The sequence below is a fragment of the Rhodococcus sp. ARC_M5 genome (assembly GCF_022810405.1).
Lineage (GTDB): Bacteria > Actinomycetota > Actinomycetes > Mycobacteriales > Mycobacteriaceae > Rhodococcoides > Rhodococcoides navarretei.
This window is the reverse complement of record NZ_JALGQE010000009.1, coordinates 213,653-228,147: the sequence shown is the minus strand read 5'-3', so window position 1 is coordinate 228,147 and position 14,495 is coordinate 213,653. Positions and strand designations below refer to the sequence as shown.

At 64.9% G+C, this 14,495-nt stretch carries 11 protein-coding genes; 6 read left to right on the top strand and 5 right to left on the bottom strand.

The features are described 5' to 3' along the window. Positions 1 to 35: 35 nt before the first annotated feature. The 3 genes from rplT to infC all read right to left on the bottom strand — a co-directional run bounded on the left by rplT (position 36) and on the right by infC (position 1,564). Complete coding sequence (gene rplT, locus MTX34_RS16270) at positions 36 to 425, bottom strand: 50S ribosomal protein L20 (RefSeq protein WP_032378959.1); 390 nt, start codon at positions 423 to 425, stop codon at positions 36 to 38. A gap of 87 nt (positions 426 to 512) precedes the next feature. Continuing rightward, positions 513 to 707 carry a 50S ribosomal protein L35 gene (gene rpmI, locus MTX34_RS16265; RefSeq protein WP_032394297.1) on the bottom strand — a complete coding sequence of 65 codons (195 nt, stop codon included), beginning with the start codon at positions 705 to 707 and terminating at the stop codon, positions 513 to 515. Between the two features lie 116 nt (positions 708 to 823). Next, on the bottom strand, positions 824 to 1,564 hold the full coding sequence (gene infC, locus MTX34_RS16260; protein WP_279393398.1) for a translation initiation factor IF-3: 741 nt from the start codon (positions 1,562 to 1,564) through the stop codon (positions 824 to 826). Between the two features lie 381 nt (positions 1,565 to 1,945). Here infC and MTX34_RS16255 point away from each other — a divergent pair, with 381 nt between their 5' ends. Continuing rightward, complete coding sequence (locus tag MTX34_RS16255) at positions 1,946 to 2,326, top strand: DUF1844 domain-containing protein (RefSeq protein ID WP_243594907.1); 381 nt, start codon at positions 1,946 to 1,948, stop codon at positions 2,324 to 2,326. An 87-nt stretch (positions 2,327 to 2,413) separates the two neighbouring features. Here the strand turns inward: MTX34_RS16255 and uvrA are convergent, their stop codons facing one another. Continuing rightward, on the bottom strand, positions 2,414 to 5,341 hold the full coding sequence (gene uvrA, locus MTX34_RS16250; protein WP_243595085.1) for an excinuclease ABC subunit UvrA: 2,928 nt from the start codon (positions 5,339 to 5,341) through the stop codon (positions 2,414 to 2,416). 260 nt (positions 5,342 to 5,601) lie between these two features. Between uvrA and MTX34_RS16245 the strand changes: the two genes are divergently transcribed. From MTX34_RS16245 to MTX34_RS16235, 3 genes are all read left to right on the top strand, one after another. Further along, positions 5,602 to 6,291 carry an MBL fold metallo-hydrolase gene (locus tag MTX34_RS16245; RefSeq protein ID WP_243595086.1) on the top strand — a complete coding sequence of 230 codons (690 nt, stop codon included), beginning with the start codon at positions 5,602 to 5,604 and terminating at the stop codon, positions 6,289 to 6,291. A 136-nt stretch (positions 6,292 to 6,427) separates the two neighbouring features. Continuing rightward, positions 6,428 to 7,618, top strand: a complete 1,191-nt coding sequence (locus MTX34_RS16240; protein WP_279393353.1) for a DoxX family protein — start codon at positions 6,428 to 6,430, stop codon at positions 7,616 to 7,618. Between the two features lie 139 nt (positions 7,619 to 7,757). After that, on the top strand, positions 7,758 to 10,079 hold the full coding sequence (locus MTX34_RS16235) for an ATP-binding domain-containing protein (protein WP_243594909.1): 2,322 nt from the start codon (positions 7,758 to 7,760) through the stop codon (positions 10,077 to 10,079). A 69-nt stretch (positions 10,080 to 10,148) separates the two neighbouring features. Here MTX34_RS16235 and MTX34_RS16230 read toward each other — a convergent pair whose 3' ends face one another. After that, complete coding sequence (locus tag MTX34_RS16230; RefSeq protein ID WP_243594910.1) at positions 10,149 to 10,601, bottom strand: universal stress protein; 453 nt, start codon at positions 10,599 to 10,601, stop codon at positions 10,149 to 10,151. A gap of 182 nt (positions 10,602 to 10,783) precedes the next feature. Here MTX34_RS16230 and MTX34_RS16225 point away from each other — a divergent pair, with 182 nt between their 5' ends. Next, positions 10,784 to 13,639, top strand: a complete 2,856-nt coding sequence (locus MTX34_RS16225) for an alpha/beta fold hydrolase (RefSeq protein ID WP_243610023.1) — start codon at positions 10,784 to 10,786, stop codon at positions 13,637 to 13,639. Then, the gene (locus tag MTX34_RS16220; RefSeq protein ID WP_243594912.1) at positions 13,636 to 14,493 is read left to right on the top strand and encodes an ABC transporter permease; all 858 of its coding nucleotides are present in this window, start codon (positions 13,636 to 13,638) and stop codon (positions 14,491 to 14,493) included. Before MTX34_RS16225 ends, MTX34_RS16220 begins: the two co-directional genes overlap by 4 nt. Positions 14,494 to 14,495 lie beyond the last annotated feature (2 nt).

Below are 14,495 nucleotides of genomic sequence, written 5' to 3'. Positions count from 1 at the left end.
CCGTTTCGGTGTTGAGTCGTCGTACGTCGACTCGCTCAGGCTGCTTCTCCGGCCGGAGCGTTGACATCGGCAGGCAGTGCAGCCTTGGCGATGGCGACCAGGCTTGCGAATGCCGCAGCATCCGACACCGCGAGCTCCGCAAGGATCTTGCGGTCGACCTCGACGCCCGCGGCCTTGAGGCCCTGGACGAAGCGGTTGTACGTGATGTCGTTGGCCCGAGCTGCAGCGTTGATACGCGTGATCCACAGCTTGCGGAAGTCACCCTTGCGTGCGCGGCGGTCCCGGTACGCGTAGGTCAGCGAGTGGAGCTGCTGCTCCTTGGCCTTGGTGTACAGACGTGAGCGCTGTCCGCGGTATCCCTTGGACGCTTCGAGAATCGAACGGCGCTTCTTCTGGGCGTTGACGGCCCTTTTTACGCGTGCCACTGGTAAATCCTGTCGATCTGGGGGCTTGTGAAACCCCGAATGGTAATGGGATGAAGCCGACCGGTATCAGTCGGCGGCCGGTCCAGATCAGATGCCGAGCAGGCGCTTGATCCGCGGTACGTCGGGCTTCTTGACGACGGCAACACCATCGAGGCGACGAGTCACCTTGGTGGGCTTGTGCTCGAGCAGGTGGCGACGGCCGGCCTTCTGGCGCAGGATCTTGCCGCTGCCGGACACCTTGAATCGCTTCTTGGCACCACTGTGGGTCTTCTGCTTGGGCATGAAATCCTCTTCTTCTGTAATCGCTCTTCGGTGTTGCATGGCACAGCCGTACGACGCAACGGAAAAACTGTGTACCGAAGCGGGTGTAGGGCTGTCTTACTGGTAGAGCACGAGGCTCAGTTGGTCTGCGCCGGAGTAGCCGGAGCTGCTGCGGCCGGTGCCTCGGCAGCCGGGGCTGCATCGGCGGGCTGTGCCGGCGCGGGAGCCGGTGCGCGTTGCGCGGGCGGTGCCGCTGCGCTCTCCTGTGCCTTGACGCGAGTCTTGGCACCCTTGTGCGGTGCCAACACCATCGTCATGTTGCGGCCGTCCTGCTTGGCCGAGGTCTCCACGAAGCCGAGCTCCGCGACGTCCGCGCCCAGGCGCTGCAGCAGACGGAAACCGAGTTCGGGTCGCGACTGCTCGCGACCGCGGAACATGATGGTGACCTTGACCTTCGAGCCCGCTTCGAGGAAGCGAACGACGTTGCGCTTCTTGGTCTCGTAGTCGTGCGCGTCGATCTTGGGGCGGAGCTTCTGCTCCTTGATGACGGTGAGCGTCTGGTTCTTGCGCGATTCGCGCGCCTTCTGCGCAGCCTCGTACTTGAACTTCCCGTAGTCCATGATCTTGCAGACCGGCGGACGTGCGTCGGGAGCTACTTCGACAAGATCGAGGTCGGCTTCGAGAGCCAAGCGGAGTGCATCTTCAACACGCACGATCCCCACCTGTTCACCGCCCGGTCCGACAAGCCGGACCTCGGGAACTCGGATGCGATCGTTGATGCGGGTCTCAGTGCTGATGGGGCCTCCTAGGTAGTGCGGTGTGGTGTGTAACCCGACCGCCTGCCACTGGCACAGCCCGTCGCCGTCGATCCTCGACATTCCCCGCAGCGATGCGAATCGCTGCAACGAAAAAACCCTGCTCCCGGTGTGAACCGATAGCAGGGCCCGATGTCGACCGGTCGACCCGCACGACATGATCGTCGTACAGTCTCCTCACTGAGAGGAAGCACGCTGGCTACCCGAGAGGGTGAACCATCGTGCGACCGGACCGGAAGTAGCGTGTCGATGCCTACGTGCCGGTGGGAGTCGGGCTCCACTTGCTGCCTCCGTGCGGTGCACTCCATCGAGAAGCGCACGCCGAAGACGGTCGTCGAGTCACACTACCAGCAGATTCGAGAAACCGACAATCGAGCCCGATCGCACCCGAACTCGTCGGCACCCGATTCTCCCGACAGTAGGCGGCGTGGGATTCTCGTAGGCATGACCAGCTCCCCCAATCACGACGATGCCGCAGGTGCCGACCCCCTGGGTGCCGAGCCCGAAGTCCGTGAACTCGCCGAGGTCCCCGCGGTCGAGGTCATCAGCCGCGCTGCGGTCATGCTGATGAGTTCCGCAGCCGAGAAGCTGGGACTGTCCGAGCCGGATCCCGCCGAGAGCCCCTACCTCGACCTCGACGAGGCACGACGCGTCATCACCGCGCTGGCAGGCCTGGTCACCGCGTCGGTGGAATACCTCGGTCCCCATGCCGGACCCATTCGCGACGGGTTGCAGGCACTGCAGCGCGCATTTCGGGAAGCATCTGCCCACCCGGACGAGCCAGGAAAGGGTCCAGGCGAGAAGTACACCGGTCCGGTGCACTGAGCAGGACCTTCGACGACGACAGCTGCATACCCATGAAGCCGCACCCGGTCGATACCGAGTGCGGCTTCGTGGTTACCGGGACATGAGTCAGACAGCAGCGACCTTGCGTGGCCTGCGCTTCTTCGGAGCCGCTTTCACCGGCGGGGCCACGACGGACTCGCGGGAGAGCGCCTCCTGCAGGAATTTTCCGGTGTAGCTTTCGGGTACCGCTGCTACGGCTTCCGGATTACCTTGTGCCACAAGCGTTCCACCGCCGGAACCACCTTCGGGTCCCATGTCGATGACCCAGTCCGAAACCTTGATGACGTCGAGATTGTGCTCGATCACGATCACCGTGTTGCCCTTGTCCACGAGGCCGTTCACGACGCCGAGCAGCTTGCGAATGTCCTCGAAGTGCAGGCCGGTGGTCGGTTCGTCGAGGATGTAGACCGTGCGGCCGGTGGACCGCTTCTGCAGTTCCGCTGCCAGCTTGACGCGTTGCGCCTCGCCGCCGGACAACGTCGTTGCCGGTTGGCCGAGCCGCACGTACCCGAGACCGACCTCGACGAGCGTCTTCAGGTAGCGGTGGATCGAGGTGATGGCCTCGAAGAAGTCGGCAGCCTCCTCGATCGGCATGTCCAGAACCTCGGCGATGGTCTTGCCCTTGTAGTGGACTTCGAGTGTCTCGCGGTTGTACCGGGCGCCCTCACAGACCTCGCACGGAACGTAGACGTCCGGCAGGAAGTTCATCTCGATCTTGAGTGTGCCGTCTCCTGAGCAGGCCTCACACCGGCCGCCCTTGACGTTGAACGAGAATCGACCAGGCTGGTAGCCGCGCACCTTGGCCTCGGTGGTCGCCGCGAACAGCGTGCGGATCTTGTCGAATACCCCGGTGTAGGTGGCAGCGTTCGAGCGTGGGGTGCGGCCGATGGGCGACTGATCCACCCGTACGAGCTTGTCGAGCTGATCGAGTCCGTTGATTCGCGTGTGCCGACCGGGAACCTGACGGGCACCGTTGAGCTTGTTGGCCATCACCGTCGCGAGGATGTCGTTGACGAGCGTGGACTTACCCGAACCCGACACTCCGGTGACCGAGGTCAGCACGCCGAGCGGGAAGCTGACGTCGATGCCGCGAAGATTGTGCTCGCGGGCACCGACCACGGTGACCTGACGCTTCTTGTCCACGACACGACGGGTGTCGGGAAGCGGAATCTCCATCCGCCCGGACAGATACGCACCGGTCAGCGATTCCTGGTTGGTCAGCAGGTCCTCGTACGAACCGCTGTGCACGACGCGTCCGCCGTGCTCACCCGCCAACGGACCGATGTCGACGATCCAATCGGACGTGCGGATGGTGTCCTCGTCGTGCTCGACGACGATCAGCGTGTTTCCGAGATCGCGCAACCGCGTCAACGTGTCGATCAGACGGCGGTTGTCTCGTTGGTGCAGTCCGATGGACGGCTCGTCGAGGACGTAGAGAACGCCGACGAGTCCCGACCCGATCTGGGTGGCGAGCCGGATGCGCTGGGCCTCCCCGCCGGACAGCGAGCCGGCGGTCCTGGCCAGTGACAGGTATTCCAGACCGACGTCCAGGAGGAAGCCGAGTCGAGCCTGAACCTCCTTGAGGACCTGCCCAGCGATCGCTTCCTCGCGGCGACCGAGGGTGAGACTGTTCAAGAAGTTTGCGGTGTCGGCAATCGACAACTCGCACACCTCGGCGATCGACTTCGGCCCGAAATCGCCCGCTGCGATCGTCACCGACAGGATCTCGGGCCGCAGCCTGGCACCGTTGCAGGTGGGACACGGCACGTCGCGCATGTAGCCGTCGTAGCGTTCCTTCATCTGCTCGGACTCGGTCTGCTCGAGTCGACGATGCAGGAACGGCATCACACCCTCGAACTCGGCGTAGTACGACCGCGTGCGGCCGTAGCGGTTCTTGTACTTCACGTGTACCTGGTGATCGCTGCCCTCGAGGACCGCACGCTTGACCTTGGCGGGCAACTTGTTCCACGGCGCGTTCAGGTCGAACCCCATGGCGTCGGCGAGCCCGGACAACAGTCGACCGAAATACTCCGACGTCTGGCCCATCGACCACGGTGCGATGGCGCCGTCCGCGAGGCTGAGATCGCCGTCGGGAACGACCAGCTCCGGGTCGACCTCCTTGCGCACGCCGAGCCCGACGCAATCCGGGCACGCACCGTACGGCGAGTTGAAGGAGAACGACCGCGGTTCGAGATCGTCGATGGACAAGGGGTGGCCGTTGGGGCACGCGAGCTTCTCGGAGAACCGGCGCTCACGGTCCGATGCATTCTCGTCCCGGTCGACGAAATCGAGCACGACGATGCCGTCGGCCAGTCGAAGTGCGGTTTCGACCGAGTCGGTCAGACGCTGCTTCGAGCTCGACTTGACGGTCAGACGGTCTACGACGACCTCGATGTCGTGCTTTTCCTGCTTCTTGAGCACCGGCGGGCTCGTGAGCTGATGGACGACGCCGTCGACCCGAACACGCGAGTAGCCCTGAGTGTTGAGAGAGTCGAACAGGTCGACGAACTCGCCCTTGCGAGTGCGCACCACCGGGGCGAGTACCTGGAACTTCAGGCCCTCCTCCATGTCCAGCACCTGATCGACGATCTGCTGCGGAGTCTGCTTCGCGATCTGTTCTCCGCACACCGGGCAATGAGCCGTTCCTGCACGCGCGTACAGCAGGCGGAGGTAGTCGTAGACCTCGGTGATGGTGCCCACCGTCGATCGCGGATTGCGGTTGGTCGACTTCTGATCGATGGAGACCGCAGGCGAGAGGCCCTCGATGAAATCGACGTCCGGCTTGTCCATCTGGCCGAGGAACTGACGCGCGTACGCGGACAGCGACTCCACATAGCGACGCTGACCTTCGGCGAAGATCGTGTCGAAGGCGAGGGACGACTTGCCCGAGCCGGACAGACCCGTGAACACGATCAGCGCGTCCCGAGGCAGGTCGATGTCGACTCCCCGCAGATTGTGCTCCCGTGCACCTCGCACTATCAGGCGATCCGCCACTGTGTTCCCTTCTTTCCGAACGAGCACGTCCAGTCGAGTTGCTGCACGACGCAGCAGTGCACGACGTTCGAGTCGCGTGATGACGTGTAATGCCGACGCACCGGTCACACGTCGTGTAACCGTGGACCCCACGTCGAAAACCTGTTGTGGTGAGGGACGAACCTCACGCAGTAGCAATGGTAGATCCAGGCACCGACACACTTTTCCACGTGCGCGACCCCACCGCCCCTCGTGCCGCCGACGACGGTAGCGTCCTCGAAATGGACGAGCACCTCATGGCCATCGACGACAATTACACCGGCGTCGTCGCCCAGGGTTCGCAACCGCAACGGCGGACGATTCCCGGAGCGACGATCACAAAGATGTCGGTCGGCCCCATGGACAACAACACCTACCTTGTCGTCTGTTCCGCAACAGGTCACTCGGTGCTGATCGACGCCGCCAACGAGGCCGACCGCATCTCGTTGCTCATCGACGAGAACGCGCCGACCCTGTCACTCATCGTGACGACTCACCAGCACGCCGACCACTGGCAGGCCCTGGCCGACATCGCCGGCGGTACGGACTCTCCGACCGCGGCCCACGAACTCGACGCCGAGCCCCTCCCGGTGACTCCCGACCGCCTGCTCGCCGATCGGGACACAGTATCGGTGGGCGCGCTCACGTTCGACGTGGTGCACCTGACCGGACACACTCCCGGCTCCATCGCACTCGCTCTGACCGATACCGACGGCACGCGCACCCACCTCTTCACCGGGGATTCGCTCTTTCCCGGTGGCGTCGGCAAAACGGGAAGCCCCGAGGATTTCGCCCGCCTGCTCGACGACGTGACAGAGAAACTGTTCGACCGGTACGGAGACGACACCGTCGTCTACCCGGGCCACGGAAAGGACACCACACTCGGTGCCGAGCGCCCTCACCTGGCCGAATGGCGCGAACGGGGTTGGTGACGGTCGGCGCGCTTGAGACCGTGAATCCCGGGGTATGAATAGTGTGACAAAAGGACGCGCAGCGGTAGGTTTTCCGACCGCAGTGCTGTCCTGGTTCCACCGCCGATGACACGAGAAACTACGCAGGAGGCTGTCAATGCTGGTCCGCCGTATCGCCCGTCCGCTGATGTCTACGATTTTCATCGCAGGGGGCGTCGACGCACTCCGTAATCCCACCGGCAAGGCGCAGGTCGCCACTCCGCTGATCGAGCAGGGCAAGGACGCCCTTCCCAACGACGTCACCGCGAACGTGCCGAGCGACCCGGAGACTCTCGTTCGTATCAACGGCGGAATTCAGGTCGCGGGAGGAATTCTGTTGGCCACCGGCAAGGCACCGCGCATCGCCTCGATCGCTCTCGCCGGAAGTCTCGTACCGACGACACTCGCCGGGCACGCCTTCTGGAACGAGACGGACCCGGAGGCAAAGGCTGCCCAGCGTATCCACTTCTTCAAGAACCTGAGCCTGCTCGGTGGACTGCTCATCGCAGCCGTCGACACCGAGGGCAAGCCGTCCGTCGCATGGCGTAGCAAGCGCGCAGCACGCCGCGCGCAGGAGACCGTCGTCTCGGCACTGCCGGGTCACTCCACCCACGAGACCGGTGAGCGGGTCAAGGAAATCGCAGCCGTCGCCGCGAGCCGCAGCGCCGATCTCGCCGAGGCCGCACAGCCGAAGCTGGCCAAGTTCGCCGACGCCGCCCAGCCCAAGTTGGCCAAGCTCGCCGACATCGCCACAGAAAAGGGCTCGGAGCTGGCCGAGGTCGCTCAGCCGGCACTGAACCGCTGGACTCACGTGGCCGCCGACAAGGGTTCCGTCCTCGCCGACGAAGCACAGAAGCGTGGCTCCAAGCTCGCCGAACTCGCCGCCGACCGCGGTAGCGACTTGGCCGACGAGGCGCAGAAGCGCGGCTCCAAGCTTGCCGACAAGGCTGCGCACCGCGGAACCGACCTGGCAGAGATCGCGCAGAAGCGCGGATCCAAGCTCGTCGACGTTGCCGCTGATCGTCGCCACGAATTGACCGATGTAGCCCAGAAGCGCGCCTCCAAGCTCGCCGATCTGGCTGCCGAGAGGGGTTCGGTCCTGGCCGACGAAGCGCAGAAGCGCGGAGTCACCTGGGCCGATCTGGCGTCCGATCGCGTGGAGACGCTGAGCAAGCGGGCCCGCAAGCGTGCGGAGAAGCAGAGCAAGGAACTCGAGAAGGTGACCGAGCAGGCTCGCGCCAAGCTCGAGAAGCGAGTTGCCAAGGCTCAGAAGAACTTGGACAAGAAGCTGCAGCAGTACGCGAAGTAGTTCTCGCCGAGAACACAGCAACAGACGCGGCCCTGCCCCGGAACCAGCGGTTCTGCGGCAGGGCCGTTGTGCGACGTAGACTGCTCTGGCTGATTTCGAGGCGATATCTTCGCCTCGGCCGAACTCCCGAGGAGACCCTTTGCCGGACGACGGCCACACATCGAGAAACTCCGATGTGCCGATCGAAGAAGACATCGAGCAGGCGCACCTGACGCGGCTGTACACCCAGCTGGACGCACTCCGCGAGTACGCCGCGAACCGATTGCGCGCGGTGCTGTTGGAGACCGGCGGTACCCCGCAGGCTCGCAGTGAACGCGAATCGTTCAACCAGATGTACACCGAGGACATCGCCAAGTACGACGCCGCCGAGAACGGACTGTGTTTCGGGCGCATCGACCTCGACCCCGAGTCCCTCGACCCCAAGGTCGACGACCGGCCCGAGCGCTACATCGGCCGCGTCGGAATTCTCGACGACAAGAACGATTACGAAACGCTGCTGCTGGACTGGCGCGCCCCGATGGCCCGACCGTTCTACCTTGCGACTCCGGCTGCCCCGGAGAACGTGTTGCGGCGCAGGCACATTCGCACGCGTGGCCGCCGAGTGACATCGATCGCCGACGAATTCCTCGACCTGAAGTCCGCTCGATCGTCGAGCGATGCCGCCGTGGCAGGCGGAGTGGCGAGCGAAGGTGCGCTGCTCTCGGCACTCGATGCCGCACGTACCGGTCAGATGAACGACATCGTCGAGACGATCCAGAGCGAACAGGACGCGATCATCCGATCGCAGCACCGCAGTGTGCTGGTGGTTCAGGGCGGACCGGGTACCGGCAAGACAGCCGTCGCACTGCACCGCGCCGCGTACCTGCTGTACACCTACCGCCAGCAGCTCGGCAAGAGCGGTGTGCTGATCATCGGACCCAACGCCACGTTCCTCGATTACATCGGGCAGGTACTGCCGTCACTCGGCGAGACGGGTGTGCTGCTGTCCACGATCGGCGACCTCTACCCGGGAGTCCGTGCGCAACGCGAGGACACGGCTCTGGCGACCGAGGTCAAGGGCAGACTGTCGATGGTCGAGGTACTGACTCAGGCGGTACGCGACCGTCAGGAAGTTCCCGCCCAACCCCGTCGTCTGAAGTTCGACACCTACGACATCACGCTCGACCGCAAGATCGTCACTCGGGCTCGCGGACGCGCCCGCTCGTCCCGGCGACCGCACAACCTGGCTCGGCCGCTGTTCGTGTCCTCGGTCATCGACCAGTTGGCGAACCAATTGGCGGCGAAACTCGGGCAGAACCTCGTCGACGGGTCCAGCCTGCTCAGCGCCGACGACATCGCGGACATGCGCGACGAGATGCGCGAGGACCAGGACGTCATGGCCGCCGTCGACGAGCTGTGGCCCGATCTGTCTCCTCAGCAGGTACTCCGCGACCTCTTCGCATCGCCCGAGAAGATCGCCGCGGCCGCGCCTGCACTGAACGAGGCGGAGCGGGAGGCTCTCGTTCGTCGGGGCCACGGCTTCTCGTCGGCCGACGCTCCCCTGCTCGATGAACTCGCCGAGCTGCTCGGCGTCGACGACGCGGCCGAACGTGAACAAGCGCAACGCCAATGGCGAGGTCAGATCGCCGATGCCCAGGGCGCACTGGACATCCTGACCGGTTCGGCACCACAGGACCTCGAGGACGAACTCGATCCGGAGATCCTGATGGCATACGACCTCATCGATGCCGATCAGCTTGCGCGACGACAGAATTCGGGTCAACGACTCACCACGGCCGAACGAGCCGCCGGTGACCGAACGTGGACCTACGGGCACGTGATCGTCGACGAGGCGCAGGAACTCTCTGCGATGGCGTGGCGAATGGTGATGCGGCGCATACCGAATCGGTGGATGACGCTGGTGGGCGATACTGCCCAGACGGGTGATCCCGCCGGAACATCGTCGTGGGGTTCGGTTCTCGAACCGTACGTGGCCAAGCGGTGGAAGCGAACCGAACTGACGGTGAACTACCGAACACCGTCCGAGATCATGGTCGTTGCACACGACGTGTTGGCTGCCATCGATCCCGAGCAGTCCGAGCCACGATCCATTCGCAGCACCGGAACACGACCGTGGGCCCAACGAGTGGCAGCAGCGGATCTGGTCACCGCGGTGGAGAAGCGAGTTGCCGATCACCCGCGCCCAGGCCTGAGCGCCGTGCTGGTTCCCGCGGGCCACGTCGACCGATTCCGCCATCTGGCAACGGAATCGGTCACCGTATCGACGGTCAAGGATGCCAAGGGACTCGAATTCGACTCGGTCCTGATCGTCGAACCGGCCGCAATCGTGGCCGAGTCCATCAAGGGCATGAACGATCTGTACGTGGCACTCACCCGAGCCACGCAACGCCTCGGTGTGGTGCACGTCGACGCACTACCGGGGGAACTCTCGGCGCTGCAGCCGTTCGAGCCGGAGGTCTAGAGAACCGCACATGCCAACGGCCCGCTCCGTCGATCCCATGGAGCGGGCCGTTGCCGAGTGGGGGTTGGATCAGCGGACGGTGTGCACGATCAGAACATCGCAGGTGGACTTGCGAGCGGCGTCCGACGGAACCGAACCCAACAGGCGACCGGTCAACGAGTTCAGACCGCGGTTGCCGACGACGAGCAGATCGCCCTTCACCTCGTCCACGAGTGCCAGCAGCGACTCGACGGGGGCACCGACGATCGCCTTCTCCTCGATGTTCTTCGCACCGGCCTTGGTGGCGTGTTCACGCGCAGTGCGCAGAATCTCACGCGTCGGGGCCGATCCGGTGATCTGGTAGGCGTCCTCACGCAATGCGTCGGCGGCAGCGGACGTGTCCTTCGGATCGGCCGGGTAGTACGCGCAAGCGATCACCAGGGTGGCTTCGGCGTCTCCCGCCAGAGCCGCGGCCTTCTCCACTGCCCGCAGTGACGATTCGGAGCCATCGGTCCCGACGACGACGGTGCGGTAGGCGCTCATTCATTCCTCCATTTGTCGGTCACACACAGATGTGACACTTCTGGTCGAACTCGATTGGTGCAAGTCACAGGACCGAAAGACGTGGTCCGGGGACTGATGCGCTGACATTAGCCGGAACCGGCCGATCGGCACGTGAACTTGGGGAACAACACGATCCGCGCCACTCACATACATTGGTTTCCATGCCGATTCCCCGCCCGCCACTGTCGAGACGGGCCATGACCGTCGGTGCCGCCGTGATCGCAGTTCTGGCGGTAGCCGCTCTCGCATTCGTAGTCCTCCCCCAGGATTCGAGCGCCGACACTTCCACGCGTGATGCGCGCATCACGCTACCGGACAGCCCCGGGTCGACGGGCACCGTCGACATCGACGCACGGCTCTACACACCTGCTGTCACACCAGCGCCGACTGTGCTGCTCGCCCACGGCTTCGGCGGCAGCAAGGACTCGGTCGACGGTGAGGCACGCGACCTCGCGGCACGCGGATACACCGTCCTCGCGTACAGCGCACGCGGGTTCGGCGACAGCACGGGTTCGATCTCGATCAACGACCCCGATCGCGAGGTCGCCGACGCGCGCGGACTCATCGACTGGCTCGCCGAACAACCGGAGGTGGAACTCGACGCTCCCGGCGACCCCCACATCGGCGTCGCCGGCGGATCGTACGGCGGCGCACTGGCATTGAGCGCCGGTGGTACCGATCCCAGGATCGATTCGATAGCCGCAGCGATCACCTGGAACGACCTGGGTCAGGCGCTGTTCCCCAACTTCGGGGTCACCTCCGCCGAGGGCCGAGAAGCCCTCGGCGACATCGCTTCTCCTGCAGCCGCCGAGTACGGCGGCCCCGGCGTACTCAAGCGCGGCTGGGCCGGAGTGTTCTTCGGCGTCGGCGCATCGAGTGCAGTGCCCGGCGGCGAGGGCGACGGCGACGGCGAGTCCAGCGCCGACGTCGGCACGTCGGCGTGCGGAAGGTTCGCACCCGAGTTCTGCGACGCCTACGCCCAATCCGCCGTGACCGGAATCCCCAGCCAACAGCTGCTCGATCTGCTGACTGCCCACTCGCCGGTCGCGGTGGCGTCGAACATCACTGCACCGACTCTTCTGGTCCAGGGCTCTCAGGACACTCTCTTCGGCCTGGATCAGGCCGACGCGACGGCGCGTCAGATCGCGGCGGCCGGTGGGAACGTCACCGTGCGGTGGTTCGACGGCGGCCACGACGCAGGCGGAACCGACGACACGAGCGATCGAGCCATCGCAGACTTCTTCGACACGACGTTGCGTGACACGGACGCAGAGACCGACACCGGTACCGAGCCGTTCGTGTACTCCACTCAGCGGGCAGCCGACGAGCGCGGCGGAGACCGCGACCGCCGAATGACAGCTCCCGCCTACCCAGGACTGACCCCTGCATCCGACACCACGGAAACCAGGTCGGTGACGTTCGCACCCACAGCGGAGAACCAGTCGATCATTCGTCCACCCGGAGCGTCACCGTCGGCGATCTCGTCGGTACCCGGTTTGGGCTCGGTGCTCTCGACTCTCGGATCGACCGGGGCCGGAGCAGCCCTGACTGCGGACCTGCCGGGCCAGTCGGCAACGTTCACCAGCGACCCCGTCGATACGTCCGTGACGATCACCGGTGCCCCGCGAGTGAACCTGCGCGTGGCGTCTCTGGCCGCACCCGATCAAGCCGTTCTGTTCGCGAAACTCTACGACGTCGCGCCGAACGGCACGAGAACACTTCCGGGTGGTGCGGTCTCGGCGATCCGCCTGCCGGCCACCGAGGGCATCGACCCCGTCGACGTCACCGTTGCGCTGCCTGGCATCAGCTACACCGTCCAGCAGGGTCATCGCCTCGAGCTGAGTATCTCCACCACCGATCAGGCCTACGCCGTTCCGCTCGAACCCGCACAGTTCAGCGTCGCCATGACCGACAACACCATCGCATTGCCGACCGTCGCCGCCGTGGCGAGTGCGAACAGCACGGTCCCGGTGGCACCGCTGATCGGCATCGGAGTCGTCCTGCTCGCGGTCGCGGGTGCGATCGTGGCCGGAGTGGTGCGAACCAGACGTCGCGCAGTCGCCGAAGTGGACGAGGACCTCGTCGACACTCCGCTGGTGATCACCGATCTGGCCAAGACGTACTCGAACGGCTTCCGCGCCGTCGACGGCGTGAGCTTCGAGGTGAAGCAGGGCCAGGTTCTGGGTCTCCTCGGTCCCAACGGCGCAGGAAAGACCACCACCCTGCGGATGTTGATGGGCCTGATCACTCCCACCGGCGGCGACATTCGAGTCTTCGGCCACAAGGTGACGCCCGGCGCCCCGGTGCTGTCCAGGTTGGGCTCGTTCGTCGAAGGATCCGGCTTCCTGCCGCACCTGACCGGAACGCAGAACCTGCGGCTGTACTGGGAAGCGACCGGTCGTCCGATCGAGGACGCCCACCTCGAGGAAGCCCTCGAGATCGCCGACCTCGGCACCGCGATCGAACGCAAGGTCAAGTCGTACAGCCAGGGGATGCGGCAGCGGCTGGCGATCGCCCAGGCCATGCTGGGGCTGCCGGATCTGATGGTCCTCGACGAACCGACCAACGGACTCGACCCACCGCAGATCAGGACGATGCGTGACGTGCTGATCAACTACGCGAAGACCGGACGAACCGTGTTGGTGTCGAGCCATCTGCTCGCCGAAGTGGAGCAGACCTGCACCCATGTGGTCGTCATGAATCGCGGATCGGTGATCAGTTCCGGCACGGTCCGCGAACTGACCGCGGCCGGCGGACAGACGGAGATCAGGGTCGACGACGCCACGCGCGCGCAGTCCGTGCTCGGTGCCTCCGGCCACGACGGTGCAGTGATCGTCGACGACGGCACGGTGACCGTCGACCTGACCGACGCCGACTCCGCCGTCGTGATCAGAGAGCTGGTCACCGCAGGGATTTCGGTGCGCGGATTCTCGCAATCGACGCGCCTCGAAGACGTGTTCCTCGACCTCGTCCACCGGGACAACCCAGGGTCCGACACCAGCAAGGATCGCTCATGAGCACCACACACGCAGACGGGCGCGCTGCCGGGTACACCGGCGGCAGCACCTTGCCGTTCCGTACCGAGTTGCGCAGGCAACTGGGACGTCGCCGCACTCAGCTGGCCATCGGCTTCCTGGCCCTACTTCCGGTGATCCTGGCCATCGCCTTCACCGTCGGTAGCTCGAGTGCGGACTCCGATGCCGATGGGCTCATCGAGCTCGGCACTCGCGGAGGCATGAACTTCACCGTCTTCGCTCTGTTCATGTCCGTGGGATTTCTGCTGATCGTGGTGGTGGCCCTGTTCTTCGGCGACTCGGTGGCAAGCGAAGCTTCGTGGTCGAGCCTGCGATACCTGCTGGCCATTCCCGTGCCCCGGAGTCGACTGCTGACGCAGAAGGCCTTGGTGTCGGCCACCCTGTCCAGTGCTGCGATCGTGGTGCTCGTCGGGGTGTCGCTGTTGATCGGCACCGTGATGTACGGCGCGGAGTCGCTCATCACCCCGCTGGGTGAGGGACTGTCGTACGGAACCTCGCTGGTGCGGCTACTGATCGCGGTCGCGTACATCGGCATCAACCTGCTCTGGGTGGCCGGCCTGGCGATGCTGCTGTCGGTGCTCACCGACGCCCCTCTCGGGGCCGTCGGCGGCGCGGTGATGACGTCGATTCTGATGCAGATTCTCGATCAGATCACCGCACTCGGATCACTGCGCAACTACCTACCCGGGCACTACGCCAATTCGTGGATCGACGCATTCGGCACGAGCATCGACTGGAACGACATGGTGGTCGGCTCGTTCTCGGCCATCGCATACGCGGCTCTGTTCGGGCTGATCGCGTGGCGACGTTTCGGCACCAAGGACATCACCAGCTGAGA

Bases quoted from the DNA above. Each gene is read 5' to 3' on its own strand.
- rpmI (WP_032394297.1), bottom strand. From the start codon at position 707: ATGCCCAAGCAGAAGACCCACAGTGGTGCCAAGAAGCGATTCAAGGTG.
- infC (WP_279393398.1), bottom strand. From the start codon at position 1,564: ATGTCGAGGATCGACGGCGACGGGCTGTGCCAGTGGCAGGCGGTCGGG.
- MTX34_RS16255 (WP_243594907.1), top strand. From the start codon at position 1,946: ATGACCAGCTCCCCCAATCACGACGATGCCGCAGGTGCCGACCCCCTG.
- MTX34_RS16245 (WP_243595086.1), top strand. From the start codon at position 5,602: ATGGACGAGCACCTCATGGCCATCGACGACAATTACACCGGCGTCGTC.
- MTX34_RS16240 (WP_279393353.1), top strand. From the start codon at position 6,428: ATGCTGGTCCGCCGTATCGCCCGTCCGCTGATGTCTACGATTTTCATC.
- MTX34_RS16230 (WP_243594910.1), bottom strand. From the start codon at position 10,601: ATGAGCGCCTACCGCACCGTCGTCGTCGGGACCGATGGCTCCGAATCG.
- MTX34_RS16225 (WP_243610023.1), top strand. From the start codon at position 10,784: ATGCCGATTCCCCGCCCGCCACTGTCGAGACGGGCCATGACCGTCGGT.
- MTX34_RS16220 (WP_243594912.1), top strand. From the start codon at position 13,636: ATGAGCACCACACACGCAGACGGGCGCGCTGCCGGGTACACCGGCGGC.